General features: G+C 53.8%; 17 protein-coding genes. 8 read left to right on the plus strand and 9 right to left on the minus strand.

The window, feature by feature from the left end:
* Positions 1 to 450: 450 nt before the first annotated feature.
* A complete protein-coding gene (locus tag ABYA77_RS11325; RefSeq protein ID WP_372966082.1) occupies positions 451 to 993 on the minus strand; it encodes a hypothetical protein in 543 nt (180 codons plus the stop codon).
* Between the two features lie 13 nt (positions 994 to 1,006).
* Positions 1,007 to 2,176 (minus strand): hypothetical protein, encoded by a 1,170-nt coding sequence (locus ABYA77_RS11330; protein ID WP_372966083.1) that lies wholly within the window; start codon positions 2,174 to 2,176, stop codon positions 1,007 to 1,009.
* Positions 2,177 to 2,333: 157 nt separating this feature from the next.
* Between ABYA77_RS11330 and ABYA77_RS11335 the strand changes: the two genes are divergently transcribed.
* Entirely contained in the window at positions 2,334 to 3,023 is a 690-nt protein-coding gene (locus ABYA77_RS11335; RefSeq protein ID WP_372966084.1) for a VIT family protein, read from the plus strand.
* Positions 3,024 to 3,057: 34 nt separating this feature from the next.
* Here ABYA77_RS11335 and ABYA77_RS11340 read toward each other — a convergent pair whose 3' ends face one another.
* The 6 genes from ABYA77_RS11340 to ABYA77_RS11365 form a co-directional block, all read right to left on the minus strand.
* Positions 3,058 to 3,924 (minus strand): patatin-like phospholipase family protein, encoded by an 867-nt coding sequence (locus ABYA77_RS11340; RefSeq protein WP_372966085.1) that lies wholly within the window; start codon positions 3,922 to 3,924, stop codon positions 3,058 to 3,060.
* Positions 3,925 to 3,954: 30 nt separating this feature from the next.
* Entirely contained in the window at positions 3,955 to 4,452 is a 498-nt protein-coding gene (locus tag ABYA77_RS11345) for a DUF2780 domain-containing protein (protein WP_372966086.1), read from the minus strand.
* Positions 4,453 to 4,559: 107 nt separating this feature from the next.
* Positions 4,560 to 5,168, minus strand: a complete 609-nt coding sequence (locus tag ABYA77_RS11350; RefSeq protein WP_372966087.1) for a DUF2894 domain-containing protein — start codon at positions 5,166 to 5,168, stop codon at positions 4,560 to 4,562.
* Positions 5,161 to 5,820 (minus strand): OmpA family protein, encoded by a 660-nt coding sequence (locus ABYA77_RS11355; protein ID WP_372966088.1) that lies wholly within the window; start codon positions 5,818 to 5,820, stop codon positions 5,161 to 5,163. The genes ABYA77_RS11350 and ABYA77_RS11355 overlap by 8 nt, the downstream gene beginning before the upstream one ends.
* Entirely contained in the window at positions 5,820 to 7,691 is a 1,872-nt protein-coding gene (locus ABYA77_RS11360; protein WP_372966089.1) for a DUF802 domain-containing protein, read from the minus strand. The genes ABYA77_RS11355 and ABYA77_RS11360 overlap by 1 nt, the downstream gene beginning before the upstream one ends.
* On the minus strand, positions 7,688 to 8,380 hold the full coding sequence (locus ABYA77_RS11365; protein ID WP_372966090.1) for a DUF3348 family protein: 693 nt from the start codon (positions 8,378 to 8,380) through the stop codon (positions 7,688 to 7,690). Before ABYA77_RS11365 ends, ABYA77_RS11360 begins: the two co-directional genes overlap by 4 nt.
* Positions 8,381 to 8,632: 252 nt before the next feature.
* Here ABYA77_RS11365 and ABYA77_RS11370 point away from each other — a divergent pair, with 252 nt between their 5' ends.
* The 7 genes from ABYA77_RS11370 to ABYA77_RS11400 all read left to right on the plus strand — a co-directional run bounded on the left by ABYA77_RS11370 (position 8,633) and on the right by ABYA77_RS11400 (position 16,060).
* Positions 8,633 to 9,610, plus strand: coding sequence for a DnaJ C-terminal domain-containing protein (locus ABYA77_RS11370; RefSeq protein ID WP_372966091.1), 978 nt, complete (start codon positions 8,633 to 8,635; stop codon positions 9,608 to 9,610).
* A 12-nt stretch (positions 9,611 to 9,622) separates the two neighbouring features.
* Positions 9,623 to 9,967: a chaperone modulator CbpM gene (locus tag ABYA77_RS11375; protein WP_372966092.1), complete on the plus strand. Its 345-nt coding sequence runs from the start codon at positions 9,623 to 9,625 to the stop codon at positions 9,965 to 9,967.
* 218 nt (positions 9,968 to 10,185) lie between these two features.
* The gene (locus ABYA77_RS11380; protein ID WP_372966093.1) at positions 10,186 to 11,619 is read left to right on the plus strand and encodes a DUF5666 domain-containing protein; all 1,434 of its coding nucleotides are present in this window, start codon (positions 10,186 to 10,188) and stop codon (positions 11,617 to 11,619) included.
* 77 nt (positions 11,620 to 11,696) lie between these two features.
* Positions 11,697 to 12,569 (plus strand): DUF6502 family protein, encoded by an 873-nt coding sequence (locus ABYA77_RS11385; protein ID WP_372966094.1) that lies wholly within the window; start codon positions 11,697 to 11,699, stop codon positions 12,567 to 12,569.
* Between the two features lie 31 nt (positions 12,570 to 12,600).
* Positions 12,601 to 14,097, plus strand: coding sequence for a DUF5666 domain-containing protein (locus tag ABYA77_RS11390; RefSeq protein WP_372966095.1), 1,497 nt, complete (start codon positions 12,601 to 12,603; stop codon positions 14,095 to 14,097).
* Between the two features lie 64 nt (positions 14,098 to 14,161).
* On the plus strand, positions 14,162 to 14,893 hold the full coding sequence (locus ABYA77_RS11395; protein WP_372966096.1) for a DsbA family protein: 732 nt from the start codon (positions 14,162 to 14,164) through the stop codon (positions 14,891 to 14,893).
* Between the two features lie 153 nt (positions 14,894 to 15,046).
* Positions 15,047 to 16,060, plus strand: a complete 1,014-nt coding sequence (locus ABYA77_RS11400; RefSeq protein ID WP_372966097.1) for a rhodanese-related sulfurtransferase — start codon at positions 15,047 to 15,049, stop codon at positions 16,058 to 16,060.
* A gap of 78 nt (positions 16,061 to 16,138) precedes the next feature.
* Here ABYA77_RS11400 and ABYA77_RS11405 read toward each other — a convergent pair whose 3' ends face one another.
* Positions 16,139 to 17,086, minus strand: a complete 948-nt coding sequence (locus tag ABYA77_RS11405) for a YbgA family protein (RefSeq protein ID WP_372966098.1) — start codon at positions 17,084 to 17,086, stop codon at positions 16,139 to 16,141.
* Between the last annotated feature and the right edge of the window lie 71 nt (positions 17,087 to 17,157).

Here is a 17,157-nt window from a genome sequence, read left to right on the forward strand (position 1 = left end):
CCATCAAATTACAGCGACAAGTGTTCCTTAAGTAACGATAAAGTACGTAACGGGAAAGGAACCGTAGACTGGACTATATATGCGTACAACGGATTGGTCCGAGATACAGCTAAAAACTTAAAGTGTAATTAATATGTAGGTTATTAGTGATGGCGTGGCTGCTTTAAGTGACAAGATTTTATCTTGCATATCTTAGTGTGGCTTCGTCATTTTTCGTAAAAGTTACTAATATAATATTGCTTATTCCGCCTTACCTCCATTTCGCAGTTTGCTAGCCTCCCTCGAAAGACCAGTCACAATTCAGCTACTAACGTTCGGCGCTTTGGCCGTCAGGCTGGCTTCGGTATCCTCGTGGCTGGCCTCCGGGGCAATACCAGGTAGAGCTGATCAGCGCTGAAGAAGGCCTGGATGTACTGGCCTCTCAGCCTTTTGAAGTGCTCGCCCCATAGCCTACAGAAAATGGTCGTCCTCAAGGGCGTTGATAATTCTGCTGCTCATGGCTGGCGTAGACTGATCGACGTAATCCTTGTGCTCACTCACTAAGTTTCCAAAGTAAAAGGGATGGGTCAGCACTTTGCTGCTGCCATCGAAAAAGTAGTCTTTTGCCGGGACGCCGTATTCATGTGCTGCAACACGAACATGATATTCGGTTGTTGCAGTAATCGGCAGGATGAAAAAGGAGGCAAAGGGGAGGATGGCTGTAGCCATGTCTGCGCCGTTTTGCTCCAGGCGACATTCCGACTCAAGAAAAATAGCCAGATCAGCACTGGCTCTGGTGTCTGCTTCGATGTAATCCAGCAACTCAAAGCGTTTTTTCAGTTCTTCGATAAGTGTCTTGTCATGGCACGAAGGGTCGCTTTCGTTGGTGCTGGCTATGTAGATGCTCTGCTTGCCCGTTGTTGCCTGGGGGTTGATGCCTTCATCACTGGGTGGGAATGCTATCGCGCATCCGAGTAATGAATGTGTCAGAACCACGAGTAGCAGGTATTTCATCCGAATTGGCCTTTTACTGTTTGTATTCGCAAGTGTGGGTGATTTGAACCACGCAACGGTATTCGTCGTTGCGGTTTGCGGTGCACTCTTTTCTTACCATGTTCGGGTCGCTAAGGGTGATTATTTTGCCCCTGTAATTCTCCCGGCATTCTTGTCTGGCCTGGGTGTCGGCATTGGTTGTCGCCAGGTTCAGGGCCTGGTCATAAGGAAAGTGCATGTTAGTGGTGCCACTGGTCTGGATTTCCGTTGTCACCGTTTTCGGCGCAGGTTTAGTCGCTTTGGGGGCGGGCTGCGTTTGCAGGCTGCTTTGTGTTGCCCTGACGGAAGGTGAGCTTTGTGGTTGCGTAGGTCCAGTCTGGATGGCTGGCACAGGTGAGGGAGGGGTCATGGTATAGGCTGGCGTGCTGTTGTTGATTGCCAGTGGATCATAGCTTGCGGCTGGCAAGTTGTTTGCGGCTTTTGCCGCCGCAGAAATGGTGTCGCTCCAGTCGGTTTCTGCGATGGTTTCGACGGTTACTCCGATAGGCACAACCACGGCATAGAGAGCTCCAGTGACCACTCTCATAACGATGGCGCCGCCCTCAAGGTCTTCGTCGCTTTTCACTTTTTCCAGATCATGGGTTACGTCCATGCCATTGGCTTGTTTCACCAGAAGATCAAATATGCGGATGCTTCTGGAGATGGCGTCTGTGGCAATGGCTGTCTGGGTTCCGCAATTGACGATATTTTCGATATCAGACATGACTGAGGTTTCGTGGTGGCCTTTTGTCTCGATATCCACATCGAATAATGTGCGGGGGTGTCGTTCCAGTGTCGCAAGGATGAAGTTGGTGTTAAGGGTGCCCTCAGTCGTATGACTGAGCTTGGTTGTTTTGCACTTAATGCCGCTTTCTGCAACTGAGGAGTTGATTTTCAGTGTATATAACTGGTTGCCCGAGCCACTGAAAAGGTTTTTGTTTGCCTGGATTTTTTCTTTGGCGATGGCCTGCAACTCACTGAGAGTATCGTCATCAGTGGCGCCGTAACCGTCAGAAATTCCGAAAATAGAGACGCGAGCCAGGGTGCCGTCATATGCGGGCTTTTCGAGGTCTTCCCCCTCGAACTGAATGCTTTTGTTGCTGCTGCAGCCGTTAATGGACAGGGCCAGAGCCAGTAGGCAAGTTATTCGCTTAAAGTAAGTCATTTACGGCTGTTTATAATTTGGAAACATCGAGTATTGCATGAAAAATGATATAGATCTGTTTTTTTTAAGCAGGAAGCGTGTTTTATGGAAGGCCTGAGTTCAGCCCTGTTGCTGAGTGTCAGGCTGTTTCTTGTCACTTTATTGTCTGGAGCATTGTATGAGCCATTTTGAACAACACCGGACACAACGGATCGGCTGGTTGCGCGCTGCGGTGCTTGGAGCAAACGATGGCATTGTTTCTACTTCCAGCCTTATTCTGGGTGTTGCCGCAGCCGGAGCCGATCCCAAGTCTGTGTTAATTGCCGGTGTTGCTGGCCTTGTTGCAGGGGCTATGTCGATGGCTGCCGGGGAGTATGTTTCTGTCAGCTCTCAAGCCGATACGGAGCAAGCTGACCTTGCTATAGAAAGTGAAGAGCTGGCGACTGCTCCGGGAGAGGAACATGCAGAACTTGCGGCAATTTATGTCGAGCGTGGGTTAGATCCATCGCTTGCTGCAAAGGTGGCAACTCAGCTGATGGAGCATGATGCGTTGGGTGCACACGCCCGGGATGAGTTGGGCATTTCAGAAATTTCGACGGCTCGTCCCATTCAGGCGGCGTTTTCGTCTGCCGGCGCATTTTCAGTGGGGGCGGGCCTTCCGCTGCTTATCACTCTGTTGTTTCCTGCTTCCAGGCTAATGTGGGCGGTGTCAGGGAGCTCGCTTTTGTTTCTTGCGTTATTGGGCGCACTGGCCGCAAAAGCAGGCGGAGCTCCTGCTCTGGTCGCGTCAATGCGGGTTGCTTTCTGGGGGGCCTTGGCTATGGCATTAACGGCGGGCGTTGGTGCGCTTTTCGGGGTTGGTGTCTGAAAGGCTGCTGGCCGGCTTCAGTCTTGATGTCGGGTTAGCTTTTACGGCCTTTTAAAATCTCGGGTACCTTGAGGGGTAATAGTTCTCTGACAGCTTTTATCAGATTGATCAGAACATTCATCCGCTTGTACCAGAGTACACGGCGGATTTTGTGCTTCATGGGATAGTAGCCTTCCATGTAAAGCTCATGCGCACGTTGGGCGTTGTTGGTGAGGCTGTAATCGCTTAAATCCAGCGGCACCACTATGTCTGCTTTTTTCAGCTGCTTTCGGGTGTTGAAATCGATCGCAATGTTGATGGAGTTGCTGATTACATCAAGCGTGTCTTCAGGTTTGGGGTATCGGCTGACATGGCTCAGGTTGATGGCTACAGTGATGCCTGCACCCATATCCCTTAGTGGTGAAATAGGGACATTTTCAACCAGCCCGCCGTCTACCAGAATCCGCCCCCCCACTTCTACCGGTACAAACAGACCCGGCACTGCCATGGAGGCGCAGACGGCTTCGGCCAGGTTCCCTTCTCTGAATACGACTTGTTTACCGGTTTCAACATCCGTTGCGCAGATGGCCAGTGGAATATCTGCGTCTTCGATCCGGCAATCTCCGAGATCCCGTAAGATCATTTCTCTCAGGGCATTGGTGCTGAACAGCCCGCCGCGCTGGAAGGTGAAGTTGAGAATCATGGACAGGTTCAGTTCTGAACCGATGGAGAGTATGGATTCTACAGGTCGGCCGAAAGCGTAATAGCTGGCAACGAGTGCGCCAACACTGGTGCCTGAAATGCAGTGAATCTGAATGCGTTCATCTTCGAACGCCTTTAAAACGCCAATATGGGCAATGCCTTTGGCAGCACCACCCCCCAGAGCCAGACCAATGCGGGTATTAAAGGGGTTAAGCTTCATGAGGGGAGTATATGCATGTTGCCGGATAACTCAGCTGGCCGGCGCCCAGAGTCCTTGTAGCTGGCCAAGTAATGAAGAGCCAACGCCTTGGTCACCCAGAAATCCCATGATGATCGGGACAAACTGCTGGATCATGGAGCTGTCCATGCCCAGAGCAGAGAAGGCCGACTGAACTCCGTCCATGGATGAAATGCCGGAGAGCAGGCTGCCACCTAAACCACTGCTTCCGCCCAGTAGGCTGGACAGGCCCGGAACCTGGCTTGTGAGGGCGTTCATGCCGCCGGTGCCAAGTTCGCTGCTTGCCAGTTGTAATAAAGCGCTGGTGCCACCAATGGCCTGAGATTCAGTGACGTCAAGCTGGCCAGAAAGCTGCCCCACCAGTTGTTGTGCTTCGCCGTTAATTTCTGTGGCTGAAGAAAGGGCCTGTGTTCCGCTGGCGATAGTGTCGTTCAGGCTGAAAGCACCCACGGTAGGTGCGAAAAGATAGATGCTTGAAACGAAAAGGAACTTTTTGAGAATCTCGTTCATTATTACTTCCTGAAGGGTGGGCAAGAGGTTTCTTAATATATTAGGGATGATGGGCAAAATAAAAGTGGTGGAAACCGCGATAAGCGGTTTTTTTCGTTACATCCTTGTCAGGATTTTCGCCCCAGTTTTTCCAACGCCATCAAGGTATCGGTGTAGTTGGCAAACCGGTGCAGATACTCTGGCGACAGTTTCTGCATTTCTGCAATCGCCCGGCTGACCAGCCGGTGGGCGTTCATGGGGCCGGCGTTTTCAGGAGCGTGTTCGATGGCATGGTGCAGACGCTCCTGCAGGACCTGAACACTGTGGTCAGCTTTTACCCGGGCCATGGCTTTCAGGGGCTGGGGCGTGGCGGATGACGTGGCCCCGGAATGCGCTTCGGGCAGTCCGAAAATCAACTGTTCTAACTCAGACCTGGGGGGCGTTGTCGGTGTCGCCTGAGACTGGTTGAGCTGGTCCAGCAGAGCTGAAAGCGGGGATGGGGCGCGAGGCTCTGCGCATATGGGCGGCTGATCCGCCAGTTCGCACCTGGCCTGATAATCGGCCACAGCCTGTTCCAGGTTCTGCCAGTGCCGGGTGTTTTGAAGACCCTTTGCACTAAGGCGTTGTGCCAGAGCTTCCAGAAAACGGAAGCGAACCGGGTCTGTCTGTTCTGCGCCAGACGCCCGGAGGCCATCGAGTTGCAGGTTCAGGGCGCTGGTCTCCGCCACGTCAGGCATCGGTATCGGCTCCTGAGCGGGTTTTCGCGGGTGTCTCGGGCGCTCTGGGGACGGTGCTGATTTCAACCCGCCGGTTCTGGGCCCGGGATTCAGCATCCACGTTGGGCACGGCCGGGTGATGGGGGCCAAAGGCAGCGGCGAAAACCCTGTCGTTGGGCAGGCCCAGTTCCATGAGTGTACGGGTGACCGTCAGGGCTCGCTGAGCCGACAGCCCCCAGTTATCCTGATACCGGTTGCCACTATGCATGGGCAGGTCATCGGTAAAGCCACTGACCATCAGCAGTTCATCGTGCTGGGTCAGGTAGGTTTGCAGTGGCGTAACCAGAGATTCCAGTACCTCCACACCGTCTTCCTGCAACTGATCCGAGTTCAGTTCGAACAGCACGTTACCGCTGATACCAATACGACCATTCCGAAAGGTTACCAGGCCTTTGGTAAGAGGGTCTTCCAGTGCTTGCTCCAGCGCAATCCGACGCCCTTCTTCTGCTTCCCGCCTGGCCTTTTCTTCTGCCAGAGACTGGCTGAGTTCCAGCTGAACGCCGATAACCCACACCAGTATCAGCACCAGAATACCCACCAGAGCGGCCATCAGATCAGAGAAAATAGCCCATATCGGCGTGGACTGTTGTTCGTTGTCCTCCAGGTGTTCCATCAGTTGGCTCCGCTTGTCTCAGACGAACCCTTGTGGAGGGCTGCTGCGGCGTCGATAACGTCTTTTTGAGAGCTGACTGAGAGGTCGATGACCTCCCGGGCCTGAGCAACATAATAAGCCAGCTGTTCATCATGGCGGCTGCTGGCGGTCTCCAGAGCTTTCTGGATGCTGGTCAGGCTTCCCTGAAGCTGGGTATTGGAGGTGCTGAACACTTCTACGGCTTGCTGGAAAGCTTCGCTGAGGGCGCCCACTTCCTGGCTGCTTCCGCTGATGTCTTCGCCCAGTTTGCCGAGCTGTTGGCTCTGTTCCTGAATCAGCAGATTGAAGCGTTCGCTGATGCCCCTGAGGGTTTCTCCGGCACCGCTGATTAAAGCGTCTACGGCCTGGCGCTGATTGTCTGCATTGCTGCGCTGGGATTCCAGAAGGCTGCCGAGCTCTTGTACCAGCCGCTGGCGTTCTTCCAGTAACTGGTTTTCCCGTTCGCTGTTGCGGGCCATCTCGGTTTGCAGCCGGGAAAGGACTTGTGCGGCGGCTTCGCCCCGGGTGGCTTCTTGCTCGTGCAAAGTGGTGAGTTGTTCACTGATACGGTTGATGAGTGCGTCCAGACCTTGTTGCTGATGGCTGGCAAGTCTGGCGCTTTCTTCCCGGAAATGGTTTTGGTATTCCTGCAGGGTGCTCTGCAGGTTGGTTATCAGTTTTTCTGCGGTTTTCTGCTGTTGTGCAACACCGGCTTGCCAGTGTTGCGCGGTTTGCTCTGTGGCTTGCTGCACTTGAGCCAGTAATTGTTTGTGCGCCTGCTGAGAGGTTTCTTGCAGGGCCTGATTGTGTTCAGCTGAGGCTTGTTGTTGAGCTTGAAGGTTCTGCTGCCAGTTCAGGCCAGCTTCTTCCGTGGTTTTCTGGAAGGTTTCGGCCAGCTCTGCCAGTTGCTGCCTGGTGCTGGCCGACCAGTCTTCATGAAGTTTACCTGCGCTGGATTGCAAGGTCGTCATGGCGTTGGTGACAATCGGCTCTATGCGCTCAGCCGTGAGGCGGGTGCTGGAGTCGAGGGCCTTCTCCAGAGACGCTGCCACGGACCCTGCGAGGGTTTGATAGTGGTTGCCAACGGTGGTGTGGAATTCCTGCTGGTTTCGGGTCAGGGATTGTTCCAGTTGCTGGCCGAACTGTTCCATGCGGGTTGTCATGGCTTCCATCGCTGACGCCATCCGGGGCAGAGCTTCTGCCTGAGACTCCAGTGCCTGGAAGGCTTGCTGGCGCTGGTAGTCTGCCGATAAGTGGTGCAGTCTCTGGCGCAGGGTTTTGTCCAGCTGGCGGGAAACCTGTAAACGTTCACGTCGACTGAGGGTTGAGGCCAGCCCCAGCATGGCGGAAGCGGCAACGCCGGCAATAGAGGTGCCGAAAGCCAGGCTCAGCCCGGCAATCGGGGCAGCCAAAGCGCTACGAATAACGCTGAGTTCGGTACTGCCGTCCAGTGCAGAGGCTGCGCCGCTCAGGGTGACGATCATACCGGCAAACGTACCCAGCAGGCCGAGCATAACCAGAAGGCCGACCAGGTAGGGAGTGAGTTGTGGGCTCGGCAGGGCAGAAAAATGCCCGTCAATGCGCCGCTGTACTGAAAACTGAACCTGCTCTGGCAGGCCGGAGAGCCAGTCTGTAAGCTGCTCACGGCTTTCCGGGGCGCTGTTAAGCCGCTGCGCCACTTGCCGGGTTGTACGGCGAAATCCCATCAATTCGGCAAAGCCCAGGGCGTAAACCAAGGCAATAATAACCGTTACCGACAGGGCCAGAAGGTCAGAGCCCAGGAAGCGCTGGCCAATCCAGGCGACCACGGCCAGGCCTGTGGCAAAAGCGAGAAAGAAGAAAAGTCTGCTCATGGAGAATGTGTTACCTCATTGTGGCAGGCCTCAAGCAGTCCCAATACAGGCTCCAGCCGAACATCCAGTTCAGCGAGTAAAAGATTCTGCGCGTCTTCGCAGTAACGGTGGAGCCAGTCACCGGAGGATGTACCGGTATTCTGGGTGGGCTCAGAGGGTGTCTGTAGGGCTTGGAATCGCTGCTCCAGAACCTTGGAAATATGGGAAAAACACTGGCCGGTGTATCCGGCCATGGTGTGGTCAAACACGGAATCCAGCTCCGCCAGCCGTGCGAGATTCTGATTGTGTTCTTTCATTGCCTTGCGGACTTTATCCCGCAACTGCCGGCTGCTGGCGGCTACTTTGCGTTGCTGTACCAGCCAGGCGTTCAGATATGGCTCGGGCTCGACGTTTCCGTCTGGCCGGATGTCATCACCGTAGCTGTTAATTTTGCGAATCAGTGCCCTGCGTGTATTGGCCAGCTCTTGTGTTAACCGGTCAAACACGGGCTGTTGGCACGTGCCGGGCTGTCGGGTTCGGAAGGCAATGGCGGCATCCAGAACCATGGTGTCCCCAAGCCCGAACAGGCGGCTAAGGCGCTCTGCGAAGCAGGGCAGAGTGTCAGGCTTATGCGCTGCATTCCCGTTGGCCAGAAGCTGCAGTAGCCGGGCATGAGGGCTGCCGGATTGTACAGAAGCCAATTGAGTCATGGGGCGGCACACCGGATAAGGGGATTGGGTAGATGAAGACTTTCGGGTTTTCAGACGGCGATATTCTACTGTCTATCCTTGGGGAATGGTAATGGCTGTACGGTAAGGTTTCAGCTCATTCTGTATTGCTTGTGGCAGCTACTCGGCGGATGCTTCTTCGCGCCAGCTATGTTCAGTGCCACCTTGTTTTTTTACTGCAAGAGACAATAGTAATAGAGTGAAGTGAATCTTTGGCCAACAGTGAGAGGCTCCATGGACTTTAAAGACTATTACGCCGTGTTGGGTGTGAGTGAGTCGGCCACACCCGCGGAGATTAAAAAGGCTTACCGGAAGCTGGCGCGAAAATACCACCCCGATGTCAGCAAAGAAGCCGATGCCACAGACAAGTTTCAAAACGTGGGTGAAGCCTACGAAGTTTTGAAAGACCCTGAAAAAAGGGCTGAGTACGATCAGCTACGCAAGTATGGAGCCCGGGACGATGGTTCGTTCCAGCCACCTCCAGGTTGGCAAAGTGCATCCGGATTCAGTGGTGGTGGCTATACCGAAGCCGATGCCGGCCAGTTCAGTGACTTCTTCGAGCAAATGTTTGGTGGTGCCCGGCGGGGCGGTTCATCAGCGGGCGGCGGGTTCGGGAGTGGCGGTTATCGCCAGAGCGTAAAAATGCGCGGTGAAGACGTGCATGCCCGCCTTGCGCTTTTCCTGGAAGAGGCTATGCATGGTTGTGATAAGCAGGTCTCTTTCACCGTACGTGATGCGGATGATCAGGGCCGGCTGATTCCACGGCAGAAAACGCTGAAAGTCAAAATTCCGGCCGGCATGCGTGATGGTCAGCACATTCGGCTGAAAGGTCAGGGGGCACCCGGTATCGGTGGCGGTGAGGCCGGAGACCTGTTCCTTGAAATAGAGCTCGCGCCCCATCCTCACTTCACGGTTGAAGGCGGAGACATCCTGATAACGGTTCCGGTAGCGCCATGGGAGGCTGCACTCGGTGCAACCATTACGGTGCCAACCGTGGGCGGAAAAGTGAATGTGAAAGTGCCCAAGGGCTCTTCCAGTGGCCGCAAGCTGCGACTGAAAGGGAAGGGGTTCCCTGGCAAGCACCCGGGAGACCAGATAGTGATTCTTCAGGTGGTTATGCCAGAGGAACACTCCGCTGAGGCTAATGAGCTTTATGAAAAGCTGGGCGAACTGGAAAAGAACTTCAATCCACGTAAAAAACTGCATCTGTGAGCCGGGGTAGATATGACCAATAAAGACCAGATCTTAACCGTGGAGATAACCGATACCAGCGGCAGCACGTTTACTTTGAGAGAAGTGTGCGAGCGAGGTAACTGTCACGCCGAGTTTGTCATCAAACTGGTGAACTACGGCATCCTTGTTCCCATCGAGGACGTTCAGGAAGCCCGCCAGTGGCAGTTCGATGCAGATGCGCTTAGCCGCCTGCAAAAAGCCCTGCGGCTGCAGCGAGACCTGAAGCTCAACCTGCCGGGGCTGGCGGTATCGCTGGACCTTCTGGATGAACTTCATGAAATGCGCCGGGAAGTAGCGCGACTGAACCAGCGGGTTCATCAGCTTATGGGTGACTAAACCTTTGGGGTAGTTTCTTTGGAGGCTACCCCGGTGGCTCATATTTTTCCCGCTTCTGGCGTTGCCTAATCGGTTTTCCTCCTCGTTTTTTCAGAATATTAACCTTCAATGACTGGACAAACTCATAATTTGGGATTATTTTCCCAATAAATGTTTTGGGAAAATAATCCCAAAATTAAATGAATGGTTACTGAAAACTGAAAATCAGGGGAATCAAGATGAAACGTAACGGGCTATTTATTGCAGTGAAGATGGTTGTGGTTGGTGCTTTTGCGGGGTCATTGGTTGCCTGCGGTGGATCTGGGTCTGGTTCTGGTTCGGCTGATGTGGCTTCTGTAAGTGCCAGCAGTCAGGGGAGCAGTGTGGGCGCCGTTACCGGCTTTGGCAGTGTTTATGTGAACGGCACTCGATTCGCAACCAACGGCAGCGTGACCAGCGACGATGGCATCGAACGTGAAGATCAGCTGCATAAAGGCATGGTTCTGAAAGTGCGCGGCAGTTGGGATGGACTTGGTGAAGGTCGTGCCGACGATGTGGCCTACGACGATACGCTCCGGGGGCCACTGGCCAGCGCAAACTGGGATGGCCTGACTAAAACCGGTCAACTGGAAATACTGGGGCAGACCGTTGAGTTGGACCGCCAGACCGTATTCCGCGGTGCAACGCCGGATGAGCTGGCGGCTCACCCGGCGGGTTATCGTGTGCGTGTCAGTGGATGGCCTGCGGAAGACGGTGTGTTCAAAGCAAGCTACGTTGGGGCCAAAGTGATTGGTCAGACGTTCGACGGCGAAAATGACGCTGAAATAGAAGGGCGTGTTGCGAACCTTGACGCCGCTGCCCGGACTTTCACCATCAACGGCTATAACATTGATTACCAGCTGGCGATTGGTGATGAGGACTTTGACCTGAACAATCTGGCAAACGGGATGTCTGTGGAGGTGGAAGGCAGTCTGCAAGGTGACCTTCTCATGGCAAAAGAAATAGACACCGAAGACAGCCTGTTTGATGACGAAGACGACGCGGAAATTTCCGGTGACCTGTACGGCTTTGACAGTTCGGCGCGAGCCTTCCTGATCAATGGCGTACCGGTGCAGTATGACAGTGATACGGAATTTGATGATATCAGTGTCAGCAGCTTGCAGGATGGCATTTACCTGAAGGTTGAAGGTGAATTTCGGAATGGCGTTTTGCTGGCAGATGAAATTGAAGGCAAAGAAGGCGATGCAGAGCTGAGTGGCAGGGTTCAGAGCATTGATCTGACCAATGAAACGCTTGTGGTCAGTGGGGTGCGGGTCAAGTTGAGTAGCGGCACTCTGATTGAGGACGACTCTGATGATCGCCACAGCCGCGTGCAGGATATCAATGCCTTCGGCATTGGCGATTACCTGGAAGTTGAAGGGCGTCAGCGCAGTGCTGATGGAGGGTATCTGGAAGCTTTTGTCATTGAGCGTGAAGATGGTGACGACGAAACCAGTGCTGAAATTGAAGCCCGGGTTGATGCCATTAGCGACACATCGATCACAATAATGAACCTGGACATTCTGCTTGGTGGCTTCAGCGCAGGTGGTGTTCAGGTGGGTGATGATGTGGAAGCCGAGTACCAGCAGAACGATGGTGGCGAGTTTGTTCTTATTGACGAGCTTGATGATTAAACACCGAACTAAGAAAGGGCTGCCTTTGAGTGGCCCTTTCTGGCTTTCAGGATGGGTATGGGAATACAATCCCAAACATGAATAATGTTGCTCCCACTTCTCTGCACAAAGCACTGCTCCGCATTCTGCGGCCTCTGGCTCGATTGCTGCTGCGCAATGGTGTCCCGTTCGGCGAATTTGCTGAGCTGGTAAAGCGTGCCTATGTGGAAGCCGCGTTAGAAGATTTCTCTGATGGAAAACGCAAACCCACAGATTCCAGGGCTGCGGTGATGACCGGGCTGACTCGTAAAGAGGTCAAGCGTCAGCGAGACATTCTGGCGGGTCAGAATTCGGTTCGGGAAGATCGCTCCCACGCTAACCGGGCTTCCAGGGTTGTTTCCGGGTGGGTGCATGATAGTGTTTTTCAGGCAGCCAACGGGCAGCCTGCAATGCTGAAGTTTGAAGGCGCTGACAGTTTCACCGAATTGGTTCGGAAATACAGTGGTGACATGCCGCCCAGGGCAGTGCTGGATGAGTTGCTTCGGGTCGGGGTGGTGTTGGTCGATGCTGAAACCGGCAAACTCCAGCTGAAACAAAGAGCTTATGTTCCGGCCGGTGACAGTGAAGAAATGCTTCAGATCTTCGGAGAAGATGTTTCTGATCTTGTGGCTACAATCGACCATAACCTGGAGAGTCGTGCGCAAGCTCGATTGCCTTTGTTTCAGAGAACACTCACCTACGACAATATCCCGCCGGAAGTTATCGAGCGCTGGCGGCAATACTCGGCTGAGCGTTCGCAGGCCTTGCTTGAAGATCTGGACCAGTGGCTGGGGCCTTTCGACCAGGACCTTGCCCGGGTGCCAGATGGCCAGAATGCCGGAGAGCGTGTACGAACAGGGGTTGGCATTTTTTATTTCGAAGATCCGATTCAGGCGGCCAGTGCCACCGATTCAGCCCAATCTGACGATTAAAACCGGCCCGGACGGCTGGCAGGAGACCATAATGAAGTTGGCAAAATTCCATAAACGTCTGTCTCTGTTGATTGCCCCCCTGGCGTTCGGGGTGCTGAGTGCCTGTGGCGGTGGCGGTACCGGAGACACTTATGTTGCCGATGGGGGGATCCGTGGCACGGGCTCCAGCGTAGGGCCTGTGTCTGGTTTTGGCAGTGTGTTTGTGAATGGTGTGAAGTTCGAGACCGATGGCGTAGTGGTCAGTGATGACGGCATTGATCGTGAGGGGCAACTTAAAGAAGGCATGATCCTGCGCATCGAAGGTGAATGGAGTCAGGACGGTCAGGGCAAAGCGGATTTAGTCGAGTATGACGACACCTTCCGAGGCGTTGTGTCGGATGTTCAGGAGATTCTGGCCCCGGATGGTGAAGTAGAACGTGTAACGTTCAAAATCTATGGTCAGTCTATAACTGCAGACAGACAAACGGTTCTCAACAAGACGACCCTGACGGATCTGACGTCTCTGCCGGCTGGAACGCTCGTCAGAGTGAGCGGCTGGCGCCAGACGGATGGCAGCTATCGTGCCAGTTATCTGGGAGTGATCAGCGGTGATACCTCAGATATCGAAATTGAGGGTAGAGTGGAGCAGGGTTCACTGAACACAAGCCTTAACGAATTCACTATCGAAGGCCAGAAGATTTCATACAGTGACAGTTCATTCCGGAATGGTCTGACCGAAGCTGACCTGCAAGACCTTCTCCTGGTTGAGGCCGAAGGCGAAATGGTTGGCGGTGTTTTGAATGCTGAAGAGTTAAGCCTCGGTGATACGCGCCGATACCTGCCAGCCAGCGGCACTGATACCGAGTTTACCGGGCCGGTAGAGCACGGTTATAGCGCGGCATCCGGTACCTTCGGGATTAACGGTTTGACCGTTCGGGTTGATGGTAATACGGAGTTTGATGATGGCCTGACGAAAGCTGACCTTATTGAAGGTCTCCTCATTCAGGTTGAAGGTGAGTTTCAGCAAGATGGTTCGGTTCTCGCAGAAGAAATAGAAGTGCGGGAAGGTGAAGCCAGTGTTGAAGGCCTGATTGATACCAACAGCATCAATTTCAGCAACGAAACATTCCGGGTTGGTGGTGTGCTGGTGCAGGTGACATCGAACACCATCATTGTTGATGATGACAGTGATCAGCGAATCGGGCTTTCTGGCCTGAACGGAATCTTTAAGCTGGAAGTCGATGGTATTGAAAAATCCGGCCCGGATGGTGTGTTCATTGAGGCCATAAAAATAGAGCGGGAAGCTGGAGATCAGGCTGATCAGGAATACGAGTTAACCGGTAGGTTGACTCACCTTGATTGTCACGGAACGCTTCGTGTGCTTGATGTCGCCATGACCTTTGTCGGTGCAGATGCTTTTGATGATGACTGCGCAGAACTGAAAAGCCTTGTCGACAGTGGCGCGAGCCCACTAATTGAAGTGGAATACAGCAAAGAGACGTCCCCAGAAGGGTATGTCGCAGAAGAAATCGAGCAAGAAGACGACTGACTCAGATCAGCGAGCACCAAAGGGAAGTTCGTTCCCTGCCATTAAATATCAACAGGAGCCCATAATGGGTGAAGCAAAAAGACGTAAGCAGTCTGGCGCCCCGGCGCCGCGTAAAAACGGAAACAAAAAGCCAGTGCTGATCGCTGTCGCCGCAGTTGTGGTGCTGGTCATTGTCGCCGCGGTGTACCTTCTGGCCCGCCCGCCAGCACCTACCTCAGACGATCTTCCGGTAGCAACGCCTGAGACGGGTGAGTTTCCGGCAATGCTTGACCAGTTCGGCACCTCCGTAGGGTCAGAGGATGCTCCCGTTGTTGTCCGGGAATTTGCGGATTACCAATGTCCGGCCTGTGCCAGATTCTCTGAAGCCAGCCAGCGCCTGAAAAAAGAATATGTTGAAGCCGGTAAAGTCCGCTTTGTGTACTTCGACCTGCCTTTGCGCCAGCACGCGAATGCCATGCCTGCGGCTATGGCTGCTCGCTGTGCCGGCGATCAGGGTGAATACTGGGCAATGCACGACAAGCTGTTTGGTTCCCAGCCTCAGTGGAGTGGCACTAACGACCCTGTGGCCATCTTCACCCGCTACGCCGGTGATCTTGGTCTGGAAGAACGACGCTTCCGCCGCTGCATGACCACCGAACTGCATAAAGAAACCATAGAACAAAGCCTGCAGGCAGGCGTGCAAATGCGCGTGACCAGCACGCCAACGGTGATGGTCGATAACATTCGGCTGACCCGCCCGGGCTGGGGCCAGTTGTCGGCAGTTGTTGAGCGTGAGCTGAACAAAACCGAAGACTAAGGGGTTATCAGGCCGCACAGGTTATCCTGGGGCGGCCAGTCCTTACTTGAACCCATCCCAGAGTTCGTTAAACTCTGCCCCCTCGCGGTATTCCTCCCGTGATAGTTATCAAGCCATGCTCCGGATTTACGGTCCGGCCCGCAGGAGAAATTTATGAGCAATAACATTGTTGTCTGCGCACTCTATAAGTTTGCAGTTCTTAACGATTACAAAGATCTACGAGCCCCTCTGCTCAACCTGATGCTCGACAAAGACGTGCACGGCACCTTGCTGCTGGCCCGTGAAGGCATCAATGGCACCATCGCGGGCAGCCGCGAAGGCATTGATGCAGTCAAGGCCTGGATTGCCAGTGACGACCGCTTTGATGGCATCGACTACAAAGAATCCTTTGTAGAGTTTCAGCCGTTCAAACGCACCAAGGTCAAACTCAAGAAAGAAATCGTGACCATGGGTGTTGAAGGTATCGACCCCAAGCGAGTGGTTGGCACCTACGTTGATCCCAAAGAGTGGAACGCCCTGATTTCTGATCCGGAAGTATTGCTGGTAGACACCCGTAATCAGTACGAAGTTGAGATTGGCACCTTCAAAAACGCCCTCAACCCGGCAACCGACACCTTTCGTGAGTTCCCTGAATATGTAAAACAGAACCTGGACCCGGCCAGGCATAAAAAGGTCGCGATGTTCTGCACCGGTGGCATCCGCTGCGAAAAGTCCACGGCTTACCTTAAAGAGCAGGGCTTTGAGGAGGTTTACCACCTTAAAGGCGGTATCCTGAAATACCTGGAAGAAGTGCCTCAGGAGCAAACTCTGTGGGAAGGTGAATGCTTTGTGTTTGATGACCGGGTGACCGTGAATCACAACCTGGAGCGAGGCGATTACGACCAGTGTCACGCCTGCCGTCGACCGATTACCGAAGACGATAAGCAGCGCCCGGAATACGAGCAGGGTGTGAGTTGCCACCGGTGCATTGATTCCCTGACCGAAGAACAGAAGGCCCGGTTCAAAGAGCGTGAGCTTCAGATTCGCCTGGCTGAAAAACGTGGAGAAGCACACGTAGGTGGTGAGGCTGCACGAGTGATTGCTGAGCGAAAAGCGAAGAAAAAAGCCGAACGCGAACGCCAGGCTCGGAAAAGTCAGGAAGGGGAAAGCTCCCGCAAGTCGGCCTGAACGTCATTTTAGCTCAAGCCAGAAAAACGGGGCGGGTGGTTTAATCCTCCGCCCCGTTTTTGTTTGTAATCTGGCTGTTTATACGTTGTTCCTCAGGCCCAGTTCGTCTGGGTACGGGGTCAGGTATTTCTGGGTGCTTAAATAGTCCACCGGTTCCCGCCGCTGGGCCAGGCGTAACAAGGTCATGGGTACTACCAGTGGTACTTCTCCCCGGTGGTAAGCGTCAATTTGCTCTAGCAGCACAGTTTTGTCTGCTGCACTCATGTCAGTTTTCAGGTAGCCCAGCAGGTGGTTCATGGCGTTCACATGGGCGCCTTTGCTGACCTGTTGGGTCATGGCTTTCATAAAACTGTGGATGTATTTGTCTGCTATATCGGCAATAGGTTCGGATTTCAGGTCTGCCAGCAGGGGGCCAAGCTGGCGGTAGATCTTTTCTGAATGGGCAAGCAGGGCAAATTTATAGCGCTTGTGGAAATCCAATAACGAGTGTTTGGTTAAGTTCTCTCCAGCGACATTCTGCATCCAGTCATCGTAAGCAAAGACGCGTTCGATAAAGTTTTCCCGCAATACGCTATCGTTAAGCCGCCCTTCTTCTTCAACCGGCAATAAGGGGTATGCCTTGATCAGGGCATCGGCAAACAGGCCTCGCCCGTCACGGTTCATAAAGGTGCCATCGGCGTCGTGGATTTTGATTCGTTCCATTCCGCAGCTGGGAGACTTGGCCATCAGAATGTAGCCGCGCAATTCACCCAGTGTGGGTAACGCTTGCTGAATGAACGCCTGCATGGCTTCGGTATGGTCTCCCGCACCCTTGTTTTCTACCAGGCGCAGCCCGTCTTCGTGTTCTCTCAGATGAATGGCTGGCCGGGGCACGCCGAGGCCAGCTTCCAGTTCCGGGCAGAGAGAACGAAACTCGAAGTGCTTTGCCAATACCTGTGTGCAATAACGGGAATGCTTATGGCCTCCGTCGTAGCGAACTTCCTTGCCGAGTAAGCAGGCACTTATGCCAACTGGAATACCTGTCACTGTGTGCTCCATTATAAATTGCGAAGACTTCAGGGTACGTCTGGACAGTGTAAACCGATCACAGAGAACTG

Origin of the sequence: Marinobacter sp., from assembly GCF_041595835.1 — a bacterium.
GTDB lineage: Bacteria > Pseudomonadota > Gammaproteobacteria > Pseudomonadales > Oleiphilaceae > Marinobacter.